The 19,047-nt window shown below is 65.8% G+C and carries 22 protein-coding genes; 3 read left to right on the forward strand and 19 right to left on the reverse strand.

The window, feature by feature from the left end; translation table 11 throughout:
- Positions 1 to 219: 219 nt before the first annotated feature.
- From VT03_RS21625 to VT03_RS21700, 16 genes are all read right to left on the reverse strand, one after another.
- Positions 220 to 1,431, reverse strand: coding sequence for a hypothetical protein (locus VT03_RS21625; protein ID WP_156514680.1), 1,212 nt, complete (start codon positions 1,429 to 1,431; stop codon positions 220 to 222).
- Positions 1,432 to 1,694: 263 nt separating this feature from the next.
- Positions 1,695 to 2,057: a hypothetical protein gene (locus VT03_RS21630; RefSeq protein ID WP_156514681.1), complete on the reverse strand. Its 363-nt coding sequence runs from the start codon at positions 2,055 to 2,057 to the stop codon at positions 1,695 to 1,697.
- 595 nt (positions 2,058 to 2,652) lie between these two features.
- Positions 2,653 to 4,419, reverse strand: coding sequence for a tape measure protein (locus tag VT03_RS21635; protein WP_075094923.1), 1,767 nt, complete (start codon positions 4,417 to 4,419; stop codon positions 2,653 to 2,655).
- A 60-nt stretch (positions 4,420 to 4,479) separates the two neighbouring features.
- The gene (locus VT03_RS21640) at positions 4,480 to 5,181 is read right to left on the reverse strand and encodes a hypothetical protein (RefSeq protein ID WP_075094924.1); all 702 of its coding nucleotides are present in this window, start codon (positions 5,179 to 5,181) and stop codon (positions 4,480 to 4,482) included.
- A 213-nt stretch (positions 5,182 to 5,394) separates the two neighbouring features.
- Positions 5,395 to 5,799 carry a hypothetical protein gene (locus tag VT03_RS21645; protein ID WP_075094925.1) on the reverse strand — a complete coding sequence of 135 codons (405 nt, stop codon included), beginning with the start codon at positions 5,797 to 5,799 and terminating at the stop codon, positions 5,395 to 5,397.
- Complete coding sequence (locus VT03_RS21650) at positions 5,796 to 6,191, reverse strand: hypothetical protein (protein ID WP_075094926.1); 396 nt, start codon at positions 6,189 to 6,191, stop codon at positions 5,796 to 5,798. Before VT03_RS21650 ends, VT03_RS21645 begins: the two co-directional genes overlap by 4 nt.
- A 23-nt stretch (positions 6,192 to 6,214) precedes the next feature.
- Complete coding sequence (locus tag VT03_RS21655; protein WP_075094927.1) at positions 6,215 to 6,736, reverse strand: hypothetical protein; 522 nt, start codon at positions 6,734 to 6,736, stop codon at positions 6,215 to 6,217.
- 284 nt (positions 6,737 to 7,020) lie between these two features.
- Positions 7,021 to 7,416: a hypothetical protein gene (locus VT03_RS21660; protein ID WP_075094928.1), complete on the reverse strand. Its 396-nt coding sequence runs from the start codon at positions 7,414 to 7,416 to the stop codon at positions 7,021 to 7,023.
- Positions 7,413 to 7,727 (reverse strand): hypothetical protein, encoded by a 315-nt coding sequence (locus VT03_RS21665; protein WP_075094929.1) that lies wholly within the window; start codon positions 7,725 to 7,727, stop codon positions 7,413 to 7,415. Before VT03_RS21665 ends, VT03_RS21660 begins: the two co-directional genes overlap by 4 nt.
- 532 nt (positions 7,728 to 8,259) lie before the next feature.
- Positions 8,260 to 8,625: a hypothetical protein gene (locus VT03_RS21670; RefSeq protein ID WP_075094930.1), complete on the reverse strand. Its 366-nt coding sequence runs from the start codon at positions 8,623 to 8,625 to the stop codon at positions 8,260 to 8,262.
- A 60-nt stretch (positions 8,626 to 8,685) separates the two neighbouring features.
- Positions 8,686 to 8,874: a hypothetical protein gene (locus tag VT03_RS21675; protein ID WP_075094931.1), complete on the reverse strand. Its 189-nt coding sequence runs from the start codon at positions 8,872 to 8,874 to the stop codon at positions 8,686 to 8,688.
- A 158-nt stretch (positions 8,875 to 9,032) separates the two neighbouring features.
- Positions 9,033 to 10,040, reverse strand: a complete 1,008-nt coding sequence (locus VT03_RS21680; protein ID WP_075094932.1) for a hypothetical protein — start codon at positions 10,038 to 10,040, stop codon at positions 9,033 to 9,035.
- A complete protein-coding gene (locus tag VT03_RS21685; protein WP_075094933.1) occupies positions 10,037 to 11,164 on the reverse strand; it encodes a DUF3419 family protein in 1,128 nt (375 codons plus the stop codon). Before VT03_RS21685 ends, VT03_RS21680 begins: the two co-directional genes overlap by 4 nt.
- Complete coding sequence (locus tag VT03_RS21690; RefSeq protein WP_075094934.1) at positions 11,154 to 11,978, reverse strand: phosphatase PAP2 family protein; 825 nt, start codon at positions 11,976 to 11,978, stop codon at positions 11,154 to 11,156. Before VT03_RS21690 ends, VT03_RS21685 begins: the two co-directional genes overlap by 11 nt.
- A 109-nt stretch (positions 11,979 to 12,087) precedes the next feature.
- A complete protein-coding gene (locus tag VT03_RS21695) occupies positions 12,088 to 13,104 on the reverse strand; it encodes a fatty acid desaturase family protein (RefSeq protein WP_197489039.1) in 1,017 nt (338 codons plus the stop codon).
- On the reverse strand, positions 13,101 to 13,856 hold the full coding sequence (locus VT03_RS21700) for a TenA family transcriptional regulator (protein WP_075097225.1): 756 nt from the start codon (positions 13,854 to 13,856) through the stop codon (positions 13,101 to 13,103). Before VT03_RS21700 ends, VT03_RS21695 begins: the two co-directional genes overlap by 4 nt.
- A gap of 272 nt (positions 13,857 to 14,128) precedes the next feature.
- Here VT03_RS21700 and VT03_RS21705 point away from each other — a divergent pair, with 272 nt between their 5' ends.
- Positions 14,129 to 14,542, forward strand: coding sequence for a hypothetical protein (locus tag VT03_RS21705; RefSeq protein WP_075094935.1), 414 nt, complete (start codon positions 14,129 to 14,131; stop codon positions 14,540 to 14,542).
- 323 nt (positions 14,543 to 14,865) lie between these two features.
- Here the strand turns inward: VT03_RS21705 and VT03_RS21710 are convergent, their stop codons facing one another.
- On the reverse strand, positions 14,866 to 15,393 hold the full coding sequence (locus tag VT03_RS21710; RefSeq protein ID WP_075094936.1) for a hypothetical protein: 528 nt from the start codon (positions 15,391 to 15,393) through the stop codon (positions 14,866 to 14,868).
- 2 nt (positions 15,394 to 15,395) lie between these two features.
- Positions 15,396 to 15,824, reverse strand: coding sequence for a hypothetical protein (locus VT03_RS21715; RefSeq protein ID WP_075094937.1), 429 nt, complete (start codon positions 15,822 to 15,824; stop codon positions 15,396 to 15,398).
- 137 nt (positions 15,825 to 15,961) lie between these two features.
- Here VT03_RS21715 and VT03_RS21720 point away from each other — a divergent pair, with 137 nt between their 5' ends.
- A complete protein-coding gene (locus VT03_RS21720; protein ID WP_075094938.1) occupies positions 15,962 to 16,345 on the forward strand; it encodes a hypothetical protein in 384 nt (127 codons plus the stop codon).
- A 330-nt stretch (positions 16,346 to 16,675) separates the two neighbouring features.
- On the opposite strand, the gene VT03_RS21725 is transcribed toward VT03_RS21720, so the two are convergent.
- Positions 16,676 to 17,287 (reverse strand): hypothetical protein, encoded by a 612-nt coding sequence (locus VT03_RS21725; protein WP_075094939.1) that lies wholly within the window; start codon positions 17,285 to 17,287, stop codon positions 16,676 to 16,678.
- Between the two features lie 239 nt (positions 17,288 to 17,526).
- Here VT03_RS21725 and VT03_RS21730 point away from each other — a divergent pair, with 239 nt between their 5' ends.
- Positions 17,527 to 18,972: a TlpA disulfide reductase family protein gene (locus VT03_RS21730; RefSeq protein WP_075094940.1), complete on the forward strand. Its 1,446-nt coding sequence runs from the start codon at positions 17,527 to 17,529 to the stop codon at positions 18,970 to 18,972.
- Positions 18,973 to 19,047: the final 75 nt, after the last annotated feature.

The raw sequence follows: 19,047 nt of genomic DNA on the forward strand, positions 1-19,047 counted from the left end.
TTTCCTGGAACCCGCGTTGAGGACTCGCCCAACCTGCACCGCTCGCTTTGCATCCTCGCGGGTTGGTGACGGGGGCATCCGGCACGTTGTCCTCGCTTGGACACTTGCTCCTTCAGACATCTCTCGACGGGCAGGCCTCCGGCGGGCAAGGGGCATTCTGCCCCCTGCACCCCCTGACCAGGGGCCCCCTGGACCCGGCTCTTGGGGCAGCGCCATCACTCAGCGCGACGCCTGCACAACCCCCGGCGGAAGGTTCGGCAGGAACGGAAGCACAAACACCTGCAGATCCGCCGGCTCTCCCGTCATCTCACGCCACGTCTCACGCTGCTCCTCCGTCAACACCTCCTCCGCCAGGATGTCGTCCACCCGCCGGCGATACTCCCGGAACTGCCCCTGCAGATCCCCCGGATCGTCCGTCGGCCGGGGCGGCCGCGGCAACGTCCCACTCTGGAACAGCAGCGCGATCTCCTGCAACTGCTGCGGCGTGAGCGCAATGCCGCGCGCAATCTCCGGATCGGCCCGCAGACCCGGCAACAACCCCTGATTCTGTCGCAGAATCTCCGACAGCCGTCGCTCGACCGGCTTCGACAGCGCCTTGGCGATCGACTCGCGGACCGCCGTGCGACGCTCTTCCGCCATCTTGACCAGCTCCGCCGCCTCGACCTCCGCCGGATGCTGCGAAGCGATCTCCCGATCCCCCTCCTTGAGCTCCCCGGCCAGCCGGTCCGCCCGCGTGCGGTCCCCGGCCGAGAGCTTGAGATGCTCCTGCACCGCCGGATCGACCAGCAGGGCCGCGTACGACGCGCCGCTCAGATACGGAGGAACCCGCAGCCGATGCGGCTGACTCTGCACGGCCAGGAGCAACGGCAGCCGATCCTCATAGTGCGGGCCGCGGCGGGCGACCCACTTCTCGCGCTGCGTGTCATCCAGGATCGCGAGCTCCTTCTCCTGGACTTCTTTGGAATCCCCCCCGCCAAGCCGCGGCGGAAGACCGCCGATCGGCAAGGCGTCGATCCGCGTCCGCTGGTCCTCAGACACCTTCAGCTCCTGAGCCAGCCCCGGATCGGCCCGCAGGGCGAACTTCAGCCCGAGCGACTGATATCTCAGCTCCTCCAGCCGCCGGGCGGCTTCCTTTCCGAGTCGCTCCTCGATCCTCTCCGCCAGCCGCTTGCTGCTGCTCTCATCCGGCCGCTCCGAGGGGACTCGGTCGGGTTCCTTGGAAGCCGAACCATCCTTCCGCGCGACGTCGTCCTTTGCGCCGAGTTCCTGGAGGAGCTCCGTCGGGATCTCCTCCACGCCGATTGCCCGTCGGACGCTCGGAATCGACAGGAGCCGCGTGTACTGCTGAGCCGGCGGAATCAACTCCCACGCAATCGTCGGCAACGCCGGGCGCGGAGCCTCCTGGGCGCTCGCGACAAGACACAGCGTCATGGCCAGCGGAACGAGCCAGATGGGCCGCGGCCAACGGCTTCGACGAAGAACGGGAGCAGGGGCGGGGGCGGGGGCCGGGGCAGAGGGCGGCATCGATCGCCTTTCACAGGGGGACAGGAGCGGAGCACGTCGCCGTGGCCGAGGTCTCCACGGTGTCGCCGCGTCGGGGCAGAGCCTCCGCGCGGTGGTTTGAACGAATGAAGGGGCAAAGCGGTCGACGGAAGCTTGGCTCTCCCGTCGACCGGCATCCTCAGCGAAGGACGTCAGAGTCCATACGGACTGAACTGGTACGAGGCATAGCAGAGGTCCGACGCGTACTCATCGAACAGCGCCGCGAAGTACCACCACGATGACCGGGCGTCGGTGAAATATGCTTGATACCCGTAGTAGGACGCGTAGTAGCAGTAGAGGTAGGCGTCGTCCTGCAAGCTGTAGTCGCCCGAGTTGTAGGCATAGTCGGCGTAGATATACCCGTAGTACGAGTAGTAGTAGGCCGCGCTCTCATTGGCAGTCGGAACGTTCGTCGAGACGTACCCGTAGTACGCGTAGATGTACGCGTCCGTCGCCAACGCATCGGCGTAGAAGGCGAGCGAGTAGGCGTCCGCCTGCTTGGGGGGCGCCCCCATCAGACAGACTGCGGTGACCAATGCTGTGAGCGATGCCCTGAGATGTGACATAGTTCCTCCCCATTCCCGCCGCGCAAGGTTCGAAAAGAATCATCCTGATGAGCCCGCGACACGCCCGATCCGATGAGGTAACGCAATCCATGACTTCTTCCGTGAACTGAATGGGGTGAGAGACGATACGGCCGCGAAGTGAGCGTTCAAGACTCTTCCTTGTCATGACCCTGTCCCGGGGCCATTCGAGCCCAGAACCCGAGATATCCTGGTGTGCTCATGTGAGCGCGCGAGACTGCGTTGGTCGTTTTTGACTGCCGTTGAACCACGTTGAGTTCCGGTCGATCACCAACGCCCCAACTGTCCAAGCTTTGCTCACGAAGAATGCAGCTTGGCGGCGATGGGCTCGTCGCAACGATGGGAAAAGAATCACTTCAACGAGCCGCGCAGGCGCGGTTCCTGCTTTGCGTCGACGCCTCACGAGGCTGTCGCTGGCGGACCCAATACACAAGGACGTTCCGCTCTTTGAGTGCGGTGGAGAGGTCGATGCCGGATGCGATACGGAGAGACAATGCCGGGGCAAGGATGACTTTGTCGGCAAGCCTCAGGCGATCTTCTCCGCGTGCGGAACCATACCGATCCGCGGCGGGAGCGAGAGGGGAGCCGCGCCCAGCATCTCCCATGTTTCCACAGACAGCACCGGTCGTCCCGTTCGCTCGTGGATCTCCGCCGCCTGCTGCCGGTTCGACTCGACGAAGCACAACGCTCCCCCGAGTGACCCGTAGGCGTCTGCCTTGAACTCGGCATGTTTTCGTTCTCCCGGGTTCATCAGCAGCGTCCCGTACTCGACCCCATGCCGCCGCAGCCACGCTTCAGTCTGCGGACGGAACCGTTCAAGCCGTCCGGTGACAATCGCCATCACCGGAACCCGCGGGAGATGGAGCGGCCGGGCGTTCTCCAGGAACTCGGCATACCGCTCGGCGTCCTTCTCCCGCCAGTCGCCCGACCAGTCCTCGCAGATGACGCCGTCCATATCGAGAACAAACCGCCGGGCGTGAACACACGCGAGCCACTGCCAGTGAAAGCAGTGCGGGTTGCCGAGCGCCGCCCCCCAGAAGTCGACACGGCTCTTGCCAACCTCGGTGACGATCGCCGCGGCACGGTAGTGCGGAACGCGGATCCGGCTCCCGATCTCGTCGCAGGTCTTTCCGCTGTTGACCGAGTCGTCGATGACGAGGACTCTCCCGCGGCCGGTTTCCCGCAACTTCCTGGAGACGGAGGGACGATAGGGCCGCGCGATCATCCCCAGGCAAGTCTCGATGGGGACCATCGGGATGTGCAGGTGCTTCGCCACGCCGTTCGCTCGCAGGAAGGAATCGAGTGCGGCCGCCACACGGGCAATGACTGCCTGGAGTCTCCCGGTGATTCCGTCGAGGTTGATGCCGTTTTCGCCCTGGGCCCAGATCAGGAAGTTCGTTGCGGCGCCATAGAGCGGCTGAAAGATGGTCGCGGCCTCACCCTGGAACGTCTTGGCCAGGTTCCCGATCATCCCGCCGAGGGTCTGGGACTGTTTGTCCATCAACCCGGCAAACCTGTTCCCCAGGGCGGCGACAAAGGCATCGAAGACGAGATCGGTCTTTACGACTCCCTGTTCGGTGAGCCGTTGCGTCTCCTGGACCGACCGTCCGATCACCTGCGCCAGCGTTTCCCAGGCGGGAACGCCCGTCTCCTGCAGGGCCTGCATCTGATCGGTTGTGACCTGGCCTGCCGCCTTCATGGCTCCCAGCGCGGCCACCATGCGGTCCACCTGCTCGGGAGAACCTCCGACTCCGACGGCCGCATTTCCAAGCGACCTCAGAATGGGGATGACCTCCTCAGCCTTCACGCCGAACCCGATCGACTTCTGAGCTGAGGCGACCAGTCCCGGCAGCTCAAAGGGGGTGCTGGCCGCGAAGGATTCCAGGTCGCGCAAGAGGATCTTGGCCCGCTCGGCGCTTCCCGTCAGAGCAGTGAAGCTCAGAAGGGCGTTGTCCCGGAGCTTGAGGAGTTCGAACCCCATTTTTCCAACGCTGACAGCGGTGTCGAACATGAACCGCCCAACGGTGGTGCTCATTCCCACCACAGCCGGGTCCACGGCACGAACGGCGGCCGTAAACCCTTCGGCGGCCTTCTTCACGGCCTCGCGCATCTTCTTCGACGATTCTTCAACTCCGTCGCTCGCCTTGTCAGCCGCGACATCGATCGCCCGAAACGCCGCGCTCGCCTGAACCTTCAGTCTCTCAACGCTGTAGCCCGCCTCAGTCAGACCTCGTTTGAACGAGTCGATCTGAATGCTGAGGACGCCGGTCATCGCGCGGAAAGAAGTGCTCATGCCCGCTCAATCGGTCGCGCCAGAGAAACTGGTGCCTGCGAGCGGTCGCCGCCTTGTGATTCAACGGTCCACGTGGCTGGTCTCGAGAACCCAGGGGTCCAACCACTCCCGGGCGGCGGCGGCCGACTCGGTGATCGACAGAAACGGCTGCAGAGCCATCGGATCGTCCGGGGTCCGTATCCGCAGCAGCGTTCCGTCGGCGAACGCCAGCCAGAATGCCGAGCCGATCCGAGTCGAGTTCGGACCGACTTCGCCCTTCAGCAGCGCCGGGACTTCGTCACGAGAAATGTCGCCCGGCTGCATCCAGTGGCACTGGGAACTGACGCCGAGAACGAAGACCACATAGCTCGGAGGCAACTCCTCGAAGGTCCGCTTCTCCCCCTCGGTCCACCAGGTGTCCGGACCGGTGATCGCCATGACCGACGTCCGGTTGGATCCCTGCGGGCAAAAGAAGTCCGGTCCGGATGGCTCGTCCCGCAGCCATCGGTTCTCCGCGGATGTCCACCTTTCGTCCAGGTCATAGGGAGTCATGTGGACGTCTTCGATGAACCGCTGGATCTGGAACCGCCAGCTGGTGCCGGGCGGATCCTTCAGGACGTCCCGAGGGTTGCGATACAGCAACGCCTGGTACGTCACGAGTCCACCGTAAACATGGCGGCAGTCCCACACGACGTGCTCGGAATCGTTGCGGCAGAACCAGAAGACCGCCGCCGTGATCGGCATCCCGAAGATGATTCCATACGCGATCAGGATCCACTTCACGTCCGCCTCTCCCCTCAATTCGGCTTGCGGTTGTCTTACGCGGGAATGCTCCTCGGCGTGAATGGAATCCGTGAGGGGAGGCTGTGTTCGGCTTGGGCCGTTCGACAGCGAAAATGCCTCGGGCGGCCAGCGTCCCGCTGGACCGGGATGCCGTGGAACAATGGGATTGAGCTATCGGAGCTGTGCCGGCGGGCGCGTCGTTCGAGCCAACGGTCAGGTGCTCACGGCGCTCGATGGGACGAAGCCGCCCGCGTCGTCCACCTCCAGCGTGACCCCCAGTGACCACTGGTTCGGACCCACCCGCTGGAACGGCAGGCTCGTGTTCACAAACCGGCACGGGCGCTCCACGCCGTCCGTATGCGTGTACGTGAACTGGGCCGACGGGCCCGCCACCTCGTTGTCGAAAAAGTCCTGCAGGTTGAGCTGGTCCGCGTCCGTCAGGAACGGAAACTCCAGCGACCAGTTCCGCAGGTTCGTATCGCTCGTCTGATACGCATAGGTGTGCCCCGCCTGGCTCTGTCCCCGCACAAAGCGAGGGACCGGCGTGTAGGACTGGTCCCCCCGCGGACCGTTCACCTCCACCTCCGCGTCGCCGTGGGCAAACAGGACCGTCGTCATCGCTTCCGTCTCCTTCGCTGAGCTCCACCAAGCGGGGTCGAGACCGTCTCGCCCAGCATCGCCATCCGCCCGGTCATCCACTCCCGGTATCGCCGCGCCGCCCCTTCCAGGCTCACGCCGCGCTCCGTCAGCCACACCACCTGGCCGGGATGGCTCGTCGCCCACTCCCGTCCGCCGACGCTGTAACAGTTCCCCAGGGCCACAATCCGCTCGGCGTCCGGCATCGACTCATAGACGCTGGGCGGCGGCTCCCACGACCAGGCGGTCAATTTCCGGGCCCGGTCCAGGACCGCCTTCTGGCCCCGTTTGTCCATGTCGGCGATCGACGACACGCTGATCGCGTCGAGGAGTTCGTAGCCTCGCTGGCGCTGGACCTCCTGGAAGAGGGCCATGACGTCGGCATAGGGCGTGTCGTTCAGGTCGCGGGCGGCGAAGCCCCATCGAACAAGTCCAATGTCGACGAACTGACCCCAGCGGAGCCGGTGCCAGTCGGAGGCGTGGTCGGGGAGGGAGTGGCGGGAGCGAGACGGCTCATCAGGCTTTTCGCGAGCCGTCCCGCCACGGCGTTTCCCTCGGCGAGGACCAGTTGTTCGATGTCGTTGAGTTCGGAGGCGGCGGTGCTGAGGGCGAGGACGTCGGCGTAGGCGAGGGTGGCGAAGTCGACGGGCGGGCTGTCACTGGTGGTGCCGAGGCAGCCGCGGACGAGGACTTCGGTGAGGTCATCGATGGCGGAGACGAGGAAGCGGCCGAGCTGCTGGAGGGCGTCGTGGGAGGGGAGCTGGCCGGAGCGGACGAGGTCGAGGAGGGGCAGGAGTCGTTGGGCGTCCTGGGCGAGGAGGTCGATGAGGGCGTTTTTGATTTGTTTAGCGGCGCGCCAGGAGAGCGGACCGACGAGGATTTCGCGGCCGTCGGATAGTGGGATGGTTCTGGAGGGCATGGAGGTCTCTGGTGAGAAAGGGAACGTGTCCGTTTATCGGCCAGAGGGAACGAGGGAGCGGCGCGCTCGAGTTTGGCGTCCCAAGAACCGGGTCCAGGGGCACCCTGGTGGGGGATGCAAGGGGGCAACGCCCCTTTGCCCGCCGGAGGCCCGGTCGTCGAGAGATGTCTGAAGGAGATCGTGTCCAAGCGCGGACAACGTGCCGTATGCCCCCACACGGAATCCGCAGGGTCGCAGGGCGGGCGACAAGTCCTCGACGCCGGTTCCACAAGGCGGTCTGGGCCTCATCGTGACGCCTGGTCAATGGCGCGCCGATGATCGAGCCGGGCGCGGCCTGCTGCCATCAAGAGCAGCGGGGCGGACATTCCCGCCAGGGCCATGAGCTGACCGCGTCCGACCTCAAAGTAGGCCGTCATCGCGAAGAACTCATCGCTTCGATAGCAGTCGCACATCTTCCTCGCGAGATCGCCCGTACCGACGATTCCGGGATCGCTCAACATCGAGAGCAGGTCCGGTGCCACGGCCGCGGTCCCGCAGAGCGCCATCAGCGCGGCGGAGATCGGAACGGATAGCCTCAGCCGGGCACCGCATCCGCACAGCACAACGTATGCAAACCCAATCAACAGCAGGGACTGGTCCAGGGAGTCCGGCTTGGGGTAGTACACGCCGAGGAGCGTCATGTCCGGCTCGAGAACGAGGGCGGTCGCGAAGCCTCCAGCACTCCTCCGGCGGTCGTCCTGGGACCGAGTCCGCTCAGTCCGAAGAGTGGTTCCGCTGCTGGCTCCCGACCGGTTCCCAGCCACCGGTCGAGGACCTGAACGGGCCGGAAGACGAGCACGCAGGTCCGGTTCAAGAACCGGCAGCCGTCCGTGTCCCGCGGCGCGACATAATAGAACCCCGACGCCTGTACGCGGTCCGCCTCGGCGAACCCTCGGCGCGAGAGGACCAGGTATGCGGTGAGGTAGAAGCCGAAGGCAACGAACAACCACATCAGGCGTCGGTTTGTGCGACTTCGAAGTGGCATGGCCCCATGGTCTTGGGTCACAGGACGTCGCATTCCAGATCGAGGTTGGCGAGATTGAGTTCGGAGAGCGGGAGGCCGAAGACCTTCGCCTGCTGGGTCATCCGACTCAGCACTTCGTACTACGCCATTCGGCGGCCAGCCTCGAACGCCAAATCGGCGGAATCACCCGCCGGGAGTCGGTTGTCGTTCCGGAACGCGAGCCATCATTCCTGAACGAGTTCCGCCGTCCCGGTGGCGACGTCGACGTCGATCGAACCCGGGCCATCCAGTAGAGCGCCGTCGTCGCGGAACCATCGAACCCCGACGATCCATCGCTGCGGAACTTTTCGTCCGTGATCCTGCGGGTCAAGAGGATGGGGCTTCGCTCCACCGCATTCCCAACTCCAGCCGCGAGTGTCGAGTTGAGACAGGTGCTGCCGTGCCAACTCGACAGCTCGTCGTTCGGCTTCGGCCCTGGAAAGGCGAAACGTGGCGATGCTCGACTTCCCGACGCTCCGCCTCACGGGCCCATGTAGTAGACGTTCCGCTGGACGTCCGCGACTTTGTGATCGGGGGTCAGGATCACAGCAAACGAGTGATCCGACGTGACCCACCCGCTGACATCCCTTCGCGTGAACAGCAGGTAGTTGATGTTCTGCAGTTCGCGCTCCGTGGTCGAGCCGTCGTCCCGGTGATGGAGACACTTGAAGTTGCCGAGCTCGACCAGCTCACGATAGTGGAATCCCTCATGGACGAGGATCGCCGTCGCCTGCTCCGAGTCCATTCCCGGCTGGACCTGCCCGACAATCTCGGTGGGGTTCGTGGGTGGTGCGGCGCAGCCAGGAAGGAGGGCGGCGATCGCGACCAGGCATCGTGCCCGGGACATGCTGGCCTCCTTCGGCAGCGTGATGGAAAGCGAGGAAGACACCAACGTACGACGGACGGTTCAGCTCTGCGGATCGAACGGCTGTCCGTCGAGGTAGCCAAAGCCGTCGGTGGGGCTGAAGACGGGTTCGCCGGTGCCCCAGTTGAACGGGTCGAAGTCCATGCCGGGACCGCCGTGTTCGCCGTCGATTGTGCAGCCTGTTGCGAGAGCCGTACTCGCGACGCAGAGGAAGAGGACGAGAGCTTTCATGGGGGACCTGCCCAAGGACACAGCGCGCGGCTCGCTATAGACCAGATCCACGCGCCGCCGCCATCGCATCCCACTTCGCGGCGCCCAGGCTGGCAGGAAATGCCGGACGTTCGGCTCGTCGCATGGTCTGTCCGTGCGGTCGCGGGATCCGCCGCCGCTCAGATCTCCGCGGTGTCGATCCACCAGTCGGCGTTGTCCGGGACCTGGTATCCGTAGACGCGGGCGGGGGCTTCGATGCAGTCCACTTGTTCCAGATGTGGACGGAGCTCGGCGAGGCAGTCCTCGGGGATCGCGGCGAAGACGGCGGGGTAGCCTTGCTCCGCCATCCGGATGGCGACGCTCTCCAGGAACCGGGCTCCTTCCGCGCCGCGGCCCGGTTGCCACCAGAACCGCGAGAGATGGGCCGAGACCAGTTCGTCGCTGTCGCCGACGAGCAGCCGCTTCCCGAGGAGGGTGTCCTCCACTACGCCGCCGGCCGATCTGGTTTCGTTGCACCAGCGGAGCGGGGCCAGCCGCGACCGGAGCGATGAGCCGCTCTTGAGTGCGTCGCGTGGGAAGATCGCAACGCCGGGAGGAGACATCGAGACTGCCTGTTGACGGAGGGCCGTGAACTCGTGTTCGTCGACCGATCGCAGGTCCGCGGAAGAAAGACCGCCGGCCCTGGGCGTCAGTCGCAGAACGACGATCCGGCCCACCTGTTCGAAGGGGGGGACGCCGAGCCGGCCGGTGTATTCGACCGGGAGCCGTCCCGTTCCCTCCATGACGACGGCGTAGCAGGCGTGCGTCCCGGAGGCCCGGACGATCTGGCCCGCCTGTCGAAAGAGCGCGGCGAGGACCACGCCGCCGCGGGACTCGGGCGAGACCTTCAGGTCGCACAGGTAGTGCACCGGCCGGTCGGCGGGCTGGTCCGGGGCAGGAGAGGTCGTGCCCCCTTCGGCCAGCAGTCGCCGCGTCACAATCGCGAGCGTTCCCAGGACCGCGCCGTGCTGAGTCGCCACGAGGACCCGCGCGTCCCCCATCGCCTGGAAGAACGGGAGGTAGTCCCGCCCGTGCGAGATGCGGAACGTTCGCCCCGGACCGAGGGGGTACACGAACTGCCGCTCGAACCGGTCGAGGGCCTCGGCCAGATCCGCGGCGGGCGGGGCAGTGAGCGTGAGAATCGTCACACCGCTCTCCCGACATGGATCGAGGGATAGAAGAAGCTCCGGTCCCGCAGCTCCATCGCCTGGCCCCATTCCCGGTCCCAGGCGATCCCGCACTCGAGCGACGTCGGGTCGAGCGTCGAGTTGAGCTGGCGGAGGAGCACCATCCCGCCGGGCCGCAGCGCCCGGCGGACGCTGCAGAGAGTCGCCTCGGCCTCCGCGGGACGGAGCCAGTCGAGGATGTTCGAGAGGTGCACAAAGTCCGCCGAACCCGCCGGCCGGTCTTCGAGGACATCGCGCATCCGGCCGCGGTGCCAGACGGGGGTGACGAGCCGTTCGTCCGGCCAGCCGGGGAGGAACCAGTCATACGGCTGCCCCGGCGGAAAGTCGCCGGCGAAGATCTGCCACAGGAACGGGTTCCCGGCGGCGGGGAACCGGGCGAGGGCGACCCGCGTCCTCTCCGCAAAGTGCCGCGCGAACGGCTGCCGCGGGTTCTGCGTCGCCTCGGTCCCGAACAGGGCGACGAGGTTCGGCAGCGACATGACCTCGTCGAAGGCCGCGTCCAGCGCTGCCCCGAGTGTCGTGCCAGGCGCCGCCATGCGGGAGGCTGCGGCCGTGTCGGTCGAGTTCAGAAGCTGATGGAGTTCCATCGCGACGGGAGACACTGTCAGACGGAGGTGGGCGAACGTCTTTTCGTAACGCCCGGCATAGTCCGGGCCAGTCGCCGCGACGAGTTTCGGCGGGCCGAATGTTTCAACGGGCAGATCGAACGCTCTCAGCGATTCTTCGATGCGGACAAGCCGCTCGTCGAGATCCATCGGCGTGTGACCGAGGATCGCCTGGGCCTCGGACGGGTTCGACTGCGCGAGATGGAATTTGAGTCGCGTGAGCGCGAGCTGCGCCGGGTTCGTGTCGACGAGGTGCAGCTCGCCGAGCGGCAGCCGCGCCAGTTCGACCGCGGTCTCGCCCCCCGACGCGATCATGACGACCGTCGAGCCCCGCGGCAGCCGGGCGAGGACTTCGACATCGAGCCGGGGATCTTCCCGGACCTGCGCGAACGCCAGCGGCAGGCGCGCGGCCTGGATGGCCCACCCGTCGGGAGCGGCTTGCGTTCCGGAGGCCATCGAGGAAGGAACGTCACGCGGCATCGTCGGACTCCTTCGGAAGGGGCAGCCACAGCGCGGGGCCCAGCAGGAGGGCACCCGCCAGGAGGTCGACGGCAAAGTGGAGCCGCAGCGGCAGCGTGGCGAACATGAGCCCCAGCCCCGGCAGGAGCATGATCCGGAACCGCGTCCGGCACCAGCGCCAGTCGCACGCCAGGAGCGCGGCGGTCACCAGGACGTGCAGGCTCGGGAAGGCGTCGTACCGCGAGGCGAGCCGGGCCACGATCTCCGTGTTCAGCCGCGTCAGCGCTCCCCCGTGCAGCGGCGACGCGAACAGCTCGGGGAACGCGACCTCCGGCCCCCGCGCCGGAAACAGGAAGTAACCGGCCAGCCCGATCGCGAACACCGAAAAGACGACGCGTCCGTACCGCCGCCGCCAGCGACCGGAGCGGAGCAGGGCGTCGATCAGCGCGACATGCAGGTAAACGTGGTAGCCGAGATACAGCCCGCTCCACAGGTCGTTCATCATCGGCGAAAAGAATCCGCTCAGAGCGACGCTCGGCGTCTCACCGAACCACAGCCGGTCGAGCCGGAGAAGCGTCCCTTCGTGGCTGGGGAGCCGCAGCGCGTCGACCAGGGACGTCGATCCGCCATACAGCCCGAAGACGGTGACGTAGTGAACGAGCATCCGCCCCCGCCCCTCGGGCCGCGTGAGCCGGATTGCGATGAGGTAGACGAGCGTCGCCACTGTCGTGCCGATCGCGATCTCCATCGACGCCCCTCGTAGCCACAGCGCGACCGCGATGCTTCCGGCCAGGATTCCCAGGAGCGAGGAAGGGAGGTCGAAACGACTCTTCACAGGAACAACGTCCGTTGTGGTGTGCACAGTTCCCTGAACGAAAAATGCCTCCGGCGGCAAGGGGGTGAGACCCCCTTGACCCCAGTAGCCGTGGAACGTTGGGTTTGAACTATGGGAGTCGTGCCGGCGGGCGCGCTGACCTTCGGCCCCACGGGCTGCGGGCAATACTCCCTTTGATGAACTCCACCACGAACGCCGTGTACGACGGAATGTACGGAGCCCCCCTTCGCTCCAGCTCCGGCTTCAACCACGCATGCACCTCCGGCAGCCGATGCCACGGCACCCCCGGATACAGGTGATGCTCCAGATGAAAATTCTCGTTGCACATGAAGTAGCGGACAACCGGCCCCGTCAGGATCGACCGCGTCCCCCGGACCTCATCGCTCGCCTCCTCCAGCAACGTGTGCTGACTCATCCCCCGGATATTCACGAGCGTATTGATCACCAGCATCGGCACCAGCCATCCCCACACCAGCCACATCCGCGGCACAGGACTCCACCAGATCGCCGCCGCCAGCACGCCCAGAGCCACAACCTCCGCCACGATCCCGACCCGCTGCGCCCTCGAGCCGTGCCGAAACCCCAGAATCGGAATCGCCACGATGTAGACCGGATACCCGATCAGCAGCCGCAGCCAGTTCATCAGGAACACCATCCACGACCAGCGGGTGTAGTTCTCATAGTGATCGGGGTCCCCGTCTTCCCCCAAATGCCGGTGATGCCGCAGGTGTAGCACCCGGTACGCCGACCCGTTCTGCAGCACGGGCAGCGCACACGCCGCCCCGAGCACATCGTTGAGCACGCGATTGCGGCAGAGCGTCCCGTGCACCGCCTCGTGCGTGAACAGACTGATCCCATGCAGCGCCGCGGCCGACAGCAGGCAGAGGGGCGCCAGCAGGAACCATCCGAACGGCCCCGGCAGCCGCTCCGCCAGCACGATCGCCAGCGCCGCACTCGCGACATAGATCGCCAGGAACTCCACGAGCCGCCGGAGATGTCGTGCCGTGTGCGGCTCGTGGCACGCCTCCAGGAACTCCGGAGGGATCGTCGGCGCGGACCGACCGGGCGGTCGGGTCGGCGGCTCCCGGGTGATCGCCGGAAGAGGGAGAGGGGCGGGCGCGGTCATGGGGCCCTCCGGGTATCCCGCTCGAGGTCCGCGTACAGCCGGTCGAAGAGGTGCAGTCCCAGCCGCAGGCCGCTGAGGACATTCTCCCGGCCGGGGCCGCCGGCGTTCCAGGCCTCAGAGACGGCGTCAAAGAACTCCGCGGCGTGGCGGCGGTCGATCTCCGCGTGGAGCGTGTAGTGGACCAGATCGTTCGGCGCGACCCATTCCCGCTCGACGACGGTCCGGCCGATCTCGGCGGAGATCTCGGCGAAGGCGTACTCGATGATTCCCAGGCAGGCGAAGGCCAGCTCGACCGGTTCGGCCGCGCAGGCTCCGAACAGTCCCAGGTTGAACGCGCGGACCGCGGAACCCTCGGGGATCTCGCGGACCCGCTGCGGCGTCACGTCGAGCGAGTTCAGGAAGGCCAGAAAGGTCCGGTCGTGGGCGCGGAGCGGATCGAACAGGGGAGTGCCGGCGGGGAGGCGGCTGGGAGTTTCGTCGGCGTCGGCTCCGTGTTCTTCCGCGAGGTTGTGGATCAGCGGCATCCGGCGGCCGGAGTCGGGGAGCCGGGCCATGAGGGCGGCCATCGGGCGGGGGAAGAAGCGGACCGCGTGAAAGAACTGGATCTGCGTCTGGAGGAAGGCCTCGCGGGACATCGCCCCGGAGGCGAGGGCGGAGAAGTAGGTGTTGCGGAGGATGGGGGCCTCGGCGATGAGGCGGTCGGCGGAGCGGACGGGGTCGATCCCCGCCGGGGTCTCGATGAAGGCCAGCATCGGCATACCCGTAGAGAGAGGAGGGGCGGGAAACCGTGAGACAGCAGGGGCTGCAGTCCCACATACGGAGTGAGACGAAGCGGCGCGGTCGATATCACGCAAGATTCCGGGGAATTCCCGAAGAATTGTCAGGAAGCCCCGGTTGCGGTCCGCGGATAGTGTTGAGGGGCGGCGGGGTGATAGGATTCCGCTGGAGCCATCACATTGCTTTTTCCATCCCGGGCCGCGCCAACCGGGAGGGCTGCCAGACATTGCCTGCGAGAGGAGCGGTCATGAACCTGCCGGTCAGTCCGTGTTCGATTGCGTTTGAGCGGTATCAGAATCTGGCCCGTTGGCGGAACCTGTGGACGATTCTGTTGTTTGTGTTCGGGGCGACGGTGATTGTGTTCCTGGTGGGGACGATCTTTCTGTTCATCCGTCAGGACTGGGTGGTGGGTGTGGTGTCGACGCTGGGGACGATTGTGAACGGGTTTGGTGTGAGCTGGGTGGTAGCGCGGAGGAATGAGGCGGTGGTGGAGGAGTCAGCGGCGTATGAGGATGTGAAGGTCGTGTGCGGGAGTGGAGGGGGTGGGGGTCCTGGTCTGGAGATGGCGGGAGGTCCGCGTGAGGGGAGTCCGGAGCGGCCGACGATTCTGCATGATCTGGAGGCCGTGCGTCGCAGTCATCGAGTGTTCGGCAGGTTCTAAGGGGGCGTCCAAGAGCCGGGTCCAGGGGCACCCTGGTGGGGAGTGCAGAGGGGCAACGCCCCTTTGCCCGCCGGAGGCCCGTCTCGTCTCGATCTCGCTGAAGGAGCGAGGGGCCAAGCGCGGACACCGTGCCGTATGCCCCTCACCAACCCGCGGGGATGCAAAGCGAGCGGTGAGTCCTCAACGCCGGGACCACAAAGCGGAAGTCCGTCGTGTCCCACGGTTCCTCATGGAAATGCCTCCGGCGGCAAGGGGTTGCCCCCTTGACCCCGGCTGCCGTGGAACATTGGGTTTGAGGTATCGGCGTCGCGCCGGCAAGGACGCTATGCCGATTCGCTTCCGCGGTCGACGCCCACATAGATCTTGCCGATCAGCTCGCCGTCGTCCTGGCTCTCGTCGATACACGCAATGAACTGCTGGCTCAGGATCCGGTCGCTCTCATTGTCATGCATCACGCTGATCTCGCCCGTCGGGCAGCACGCCCAGAGCGTGATCGCCTTCGTGTCATCCGGCTCCGCGATCGGCACAATGTCCAGCCGCTTCTTCTCATAGTACGAACCGGCCCGCCGACCCAGCCCCATGTAAGGCGTCGGATCAGACGTCCCGTCGGTCCCCTGCTGGAAGATCTCCTGCAGGACCGCCTCCGACCACTCGGCGAGTGGCGCCGTGACCGACGCCTCGTCGCCGATGTTGATGACGTCGACCGGGCTATTGCCGTACCGGTCAACGACGCGGTTCCGCGTCCCCTTGGTGTAGGTGAACTCGATCCCTCCCTGGGTGTGGCCAATGTCCTGATTGGCGACCTTCAGGATCGCGGCTCCCCCGGTAATCTCACGCAGTGCGGCGGCCATCTCTACTCTCTCTTGGTGACGCGAAGGGTCCAGTCCGTGGTGAGCTGCACGAGCTTGCCACCGCCGGCCGGGTTGTCTCGCTGGGACAAAAGTTGAACGGTCTGTCCTGGCGTCGCGACGCGAAGCCAGCAGGTCTCACACTCCATCGGCACGGGGTGCTCTCGGGTGGGATAACGGAGCAATTCCTCAATGCGACGGGCGACGGGCCAGGCAGCCGCCGCGCTGGCGGCCGTGACATCGATCTGGAGACGGGATTCGGAGTCGCCGGGGATGTGCGGGTTGGGGATGTCGCTGAGGAGGAGGAGTCGGACGGCGGGGAAGGTATCGATGGCGAAGCGGGGTGTGCCGTAGCAGATGCGGTCGTGGACGAGGTTACGGAGGGTCTCGTCCGCGAGGAGGTGGGTGATGATGGCGGTCCAGAGGGTCGGCATGTGGTTCAATCGGCCGATGATCCGAAGGTGCGAACCACATGGCGGAGGTCGGTAAAACTTCTTGTTTGGCCGCGACCGGAAGTGCAGACTGTGGTCGGCGTTTTGTTCGACGTGCGATCGCGTTGAGGAGGGCGGGCATGGATCCGGAGTTCTCGGCGGACCGATCGGAGGAGGGTGATCCCAAGGTCGTTTGCCGGGCGGTGAATGCCATGATCGCCGAGCACATCCGCTTGTTGCTGGCGGTGCATGACATTCGGGCGGCGGTGATTCAGCGGGACCCGATACGAGCCATGGCAGCCACTGCGGATCTCCTGCTGGCGGGTCAGGACTGTCGGAAGTCGCAGCGCGTTCTGAGTGAGATCCTGGCGAACGATTACGGTGGCGACTGGGGCTGTCCGTCGTGCCACGAAGAGGTGCCGCGGAATTTCGATGTGTGCTGGAGTTGTGGTGCGTCGCATCCGTCGTTGGCGAATCCGGATGCTGCGGTCATCGACTCAGAGGACGTTGAAACCGCGAAGTAGGCCCCCACCGGGTCCAGGGGCACCCTGGTGGGGGATGCAAGGGGGTCACCCCCCCTTGCCCGCCGGAGGCCTGGCCGTCGAGAGATGTCTGAAGGAGAGCGTGTCCAAGCGCGGACAACGTGCCGTATGCCCCCTCACCTGCGACGCGAGGAGTGCGAAGCGAGCGGTGTAGTTAGAGGGAGTCCTCAACGCCGGTACCACAAAGGGGACATCCGTGGTGTCCCACGGTTCCTCATCGAAGCGCCTCCGGCGGCAAGGGGTTGCCCCCTTGACCCCAGCGGCCGTCGCACGTTGGGCTTGAGCGATCAGCGCTGCGCCGGCGGGCGCGTCTTACTCAGGATCGCCATAGAACCGCACGGACCCTGGCTCCGGCAGATGCTCCGGATCCAGCGTGCACCCCTTCGGAATCGTCATCGGATACAGCGTCGTCGGCCGGCCCGACCGATAAGTGATCTTCTCGATCATCATCTCGTCCCAGCACTCGTCCAGATCCGGCGCGACATAGTCCGCCGGCGGCGGATCCAGCACATCAACCCGAACCAGCTCCGCCGTCTTGAACGACCGGATCGGAACATGACTCGTCTGCATCTGCCGCCGGTCATCCGGTCCGGGAACCGGCTCCCGATGAATGCAGTTCACGATCTCAATCTCATGCCGGGACTTCTTCAAAAGCGTCCCGCTGAACTTCCGCTCCCCTCGGGCACCCATGTAGACCGCAATCCGCGACCCGCACTGCGTCTCTGCCAGCGTGTGCCGCACCTCGCGCAGCCTGAGCTCCTGCGAGACCTTGCTCAACTCCGGATCCACCTCGACGGACCCATCCAGCGGATACTCATCAAGCGACCGCAACGCCGGAGCCGTCATCGCCATCGAACCGAGCGACATGCAACCGGAGAGCAGCCCCCCGGCCAGTGTCAGCGAAAGTGTGACGTGACGAACCATGACGCGCTCCCCCGGCAAGCCGGACCAACCGCGGCGTGAAGCGGCCGGACCCTACGACCGCCCGAAAGCGACGGTCAACCCCGCCTCGCTGCCACGCGGCGTCTGAGCTCAAAGGCGCCGCGTTCGCCCCTCCGCACCGGCAGAAACCGCGGATGCTGGTCGGCGTCCAACGGCAAAAGATAAACTCCCTCCACCCCGGCAATGCGCCGCGGGAACGACCCGTTTCGGAGGGCCCCCGGATGGTCACTGTTCGTGCTCGCCTGCTGAGTGTGCTGCTGCTCCTGTCGATCCTGCCCGCCCCGTCTGTTCGCGGCGCGGATGTCCCCAACCGCGCGGAGCGGCTCCGAAAGCTCGAGACCCAGCTGCGGAAGGCCCCCATCCCGGAAGCGATCCAGGCCCTCGAAGCGGCGATCGCGGAGTCGCCGGATGATTCACCCACCCGCATGAAGCGGATGGAGATCGTCCTCCGCCTCCGCTCCGAGAATCGCTTCGAAGAGGCGGCCGTCGAAGGGGAGAAGCTCCTGGACGACGCGATGTCGCACGCGGGAGATCGCGATCGCCTCCGCACTCTGCCGTTTGTTTCGTCCGTGCTCGCTGGGCTCTACGCGGAGTTGGGCCAGGAAGAAAAGGGACGGGCGGCCCTCGATCGACCGATGGCCTGGCTCAACGAAGTGATTCTGCCGGCCAGTTCGCAGTTTCTGAAGGGGGCCAGACTCCGCCAACTGGCGAACGTCGCGGGCTGGGTCGCCAAGCGGAAAGGATTCGCGGCAGGCGACGACCTGCTCTCCCGCGAACAACGAAAGCTGGAGGTCGGTCGGGAGAAGTGGGCTCCAGAGTCCGAAGGACTGGGCCACTGGGTTGACGTCATGGAGTCGCGGATCTCGCTGGCAGATCGCTCCGAACAGCCGGACGTCGTTCGATCGCTCTCTGCGGAACTCGACGCCGCGGCAGAGCAGATGCTGAAAACGAACCCCGGTTCCGACCGCGCGGTCCTCACGATGCTCGAAGTCCGTACGAACTCCGTCGACCGGATGTATCGCGACCAACCGGAAGCGGCCCTCGCCCTCCTGAAGAAGACGCTGGAACAGACCGAGATTGAATCGACTGAGAACCGCCAGGTAATCGACCGTGTTCGAGAACAGCTCGCCAAGTATGAGCCGCGGATCCAGGCCGCGATCATCGCCAAGTCCCTGACGGGCCGGCCCGCTCCGGAGATCAAGGGGGCGGGCTGGGTGAACGGAGACGCGCGGCCCCCGGAAGCGCTCCAGGGAAAGGTCGTCCTCCTCGACTTCTGGGCCCTTTGGTGTGGTCCATGTATCGCCGCGTTTCCCGAGGTGACCGCCCTGCACCAGGAGTTTCACGGCCAGGGGCTGGAGATCGTAGGCGTGACGCGATCCTACGGGTTCGAGTGGGACGAAGCGGGCGACGAGCCGGTGTTCAAGGAGAACAAGGATCTCCCGAAGGAAACGGATGCTGTCGGCCGCTATATGAAGAAGAAGGCTCTCCCGTTCCCCTCGATCGTCGACGAGCACGAAAGCTCGATGTTTACGAACTATGGAGTGACCGGAATCCCGCAGTCGGTGCTGATCGACCGCAAGGGAGTCATCCGGCTGCTGCAGGTCGGGCACACCGAAGCGCACACGAAGGCGCTGCGGGACAAGATCGTCGAGCTGCTTGCGGAGTAACCGGCGAGCGGGGGGCGTCAGCCCCCTGATAGAGCGTCCCGCGTTCACCTTCCGTACGCACTCCGGAGTGTACCG

Origin of the sequence: Planctomyces sp. SH-PL14 (assembly GCF_001610835.1) — a bacterium.
GTDB lineage: Bacteria > Planctomycetota > Planctomycetia > Planctomycetales > Planctomycetaceae > Planctomyces_A.

Excerpts from the sequence above, each read along its gene's own strand:
- VT03_RS21625 (WP_156514680.1), bottom strand. The coding sequence starts at position 1,431 with ATGACGCTGTGTCTTGTCGCGAGCGCCCAGGAGGCTCCGCGCCCGGCG.
- VT03_RS21630 (WP_156514681.1), bottom strand. The coding sequence starts at position 2,057 with ATGGGGGCGCCCCCCAAGCAGGCGGACGCCTACTCGCTCGCCTTCTAC.
- VT03_RS21635 (WP_075094923.1), bottom strand. The coding sequence starts at position 4,419 with ATGAGCACTTCTTTCCGCGCGATGACCGGCGTCCTCAGCATTCAGATC.
- VT03_RS21645 (WP_075094925.1), bottom strand. The coding sequence starts at position 5,799 with ATGACGACGGTCCTGTTTGCCCACGGCGACGCGGAGGTGGAGGTGAAC.
- VT03_RS21650 (WP_075094926.1), bottom strand. The coding sequence starts at position 6,191 with ATGGCCCTCTTCCAGGAGGTCCAGCGCCAGCGAGGCTACGAACTCCTC.
- VT03_RS21655 (WP_075094927.1), bottom strand. The coding sequence starts at position 6,736 with ATGCCCTCCAGAACCATCCCACTATCCGACGGCCGCGAAATCCTCGTC.
- VT03_RS21660 (WP_075094928.1), bottom strand. The coding sequence starts at position 7,416 with ATGACGCTCCTCGGCGTGTACTACCCCAAGCCGGACTCCCTGGACCAG.
- VT03_RS21665 (WP_075094929.1), bottom strand. The coding sequence starts at position 7,727 with ATGTGGTTGTTCGTTGCCTTCGGCTTCTACCTCACCGCATACCTGGTC.
- VT03_RS21670 (WP_075094930.1), bottom strand. The coding sequence starts at position 8,625 with ATGTCCCGGGCACGATGCCTGGTCGCGATCGCCGCCCTCCTTCCTGGC.
- VT03_RS21675 (WP_075094931.1), bottom strand. The coding sequence starts at position 8,874 with ATGAAAGCTCTCGTCCTCTTCCTCTGCGTCGCGAGTACGGCTCTCGCA.
- VT03_RS21685 (WP_075094933.1), bottom strand. The coding sequence starts at position 11,164 with ATGCCGCGTGACGTTCCTTCCTCGATGGCCTCCGGAACGCAAGCCGCT.
- VT03_RS21695 (WP_197489039.1), bottom strand. The coding sequence starts at position 13,104 with ATGACCGCGCCCGCCCCTCTCCCTCTTCCGGCGATCACCCGGGAGCCG.
- VT03_RS21700 (WP_075097225.1), bottom strand. The coding sequence starts at position 13,856 with ATGCTGGCCTTCATCGAGACCCCGGCGGGGATCGACCCCGTCCGCTCC.
- VT03_RS21705 (WP_075094935.1), top strand. The coding sequence starts at position 14,129 with ATGAACCTGCCGGTCAGTCCGTGTTCGATTGCGTTTGAGCGGTATCAG.
- VT03_RS21710 (WP_075094936.1), bottom strand. The coding sequence starts at position 15,393 with ATGGCCGCCGCACTGCGTGAGATTACCGGGGGAGCCGCGATCCTGAAG.
- VT03_RS21715 (WP_075094937.1), bottom strand. The coding sequence starts at position 15,824 with ATGCCGACCCTCTGGACCGCCATCATCACCCACCTCCTCGCGGACGAG.
- VT03_RS21720 (WP_075094938.1), top strand. The coding sequence starts at position 15,962 with ATGGATCCGGAGTTCTCGGCGGACCGATCGGAGGAGGGTGATCCCAAG.
- VT03_RS21725 (WP_075094939.1), bottom strand. The coding sequence starts at position 17,287 with ATGGTTCGTCACGTCACACTTTCGCTGACACTGGCCGGGGGGCTGCTC.
- VT03_RS21730 (WP_075094940.1), top strand. The coding sequence starts at position 17,527 with ATGGTCACTGTTCGTGCTCGCCTGCTGAGTGTGCTGCTGCTCCTGTCG.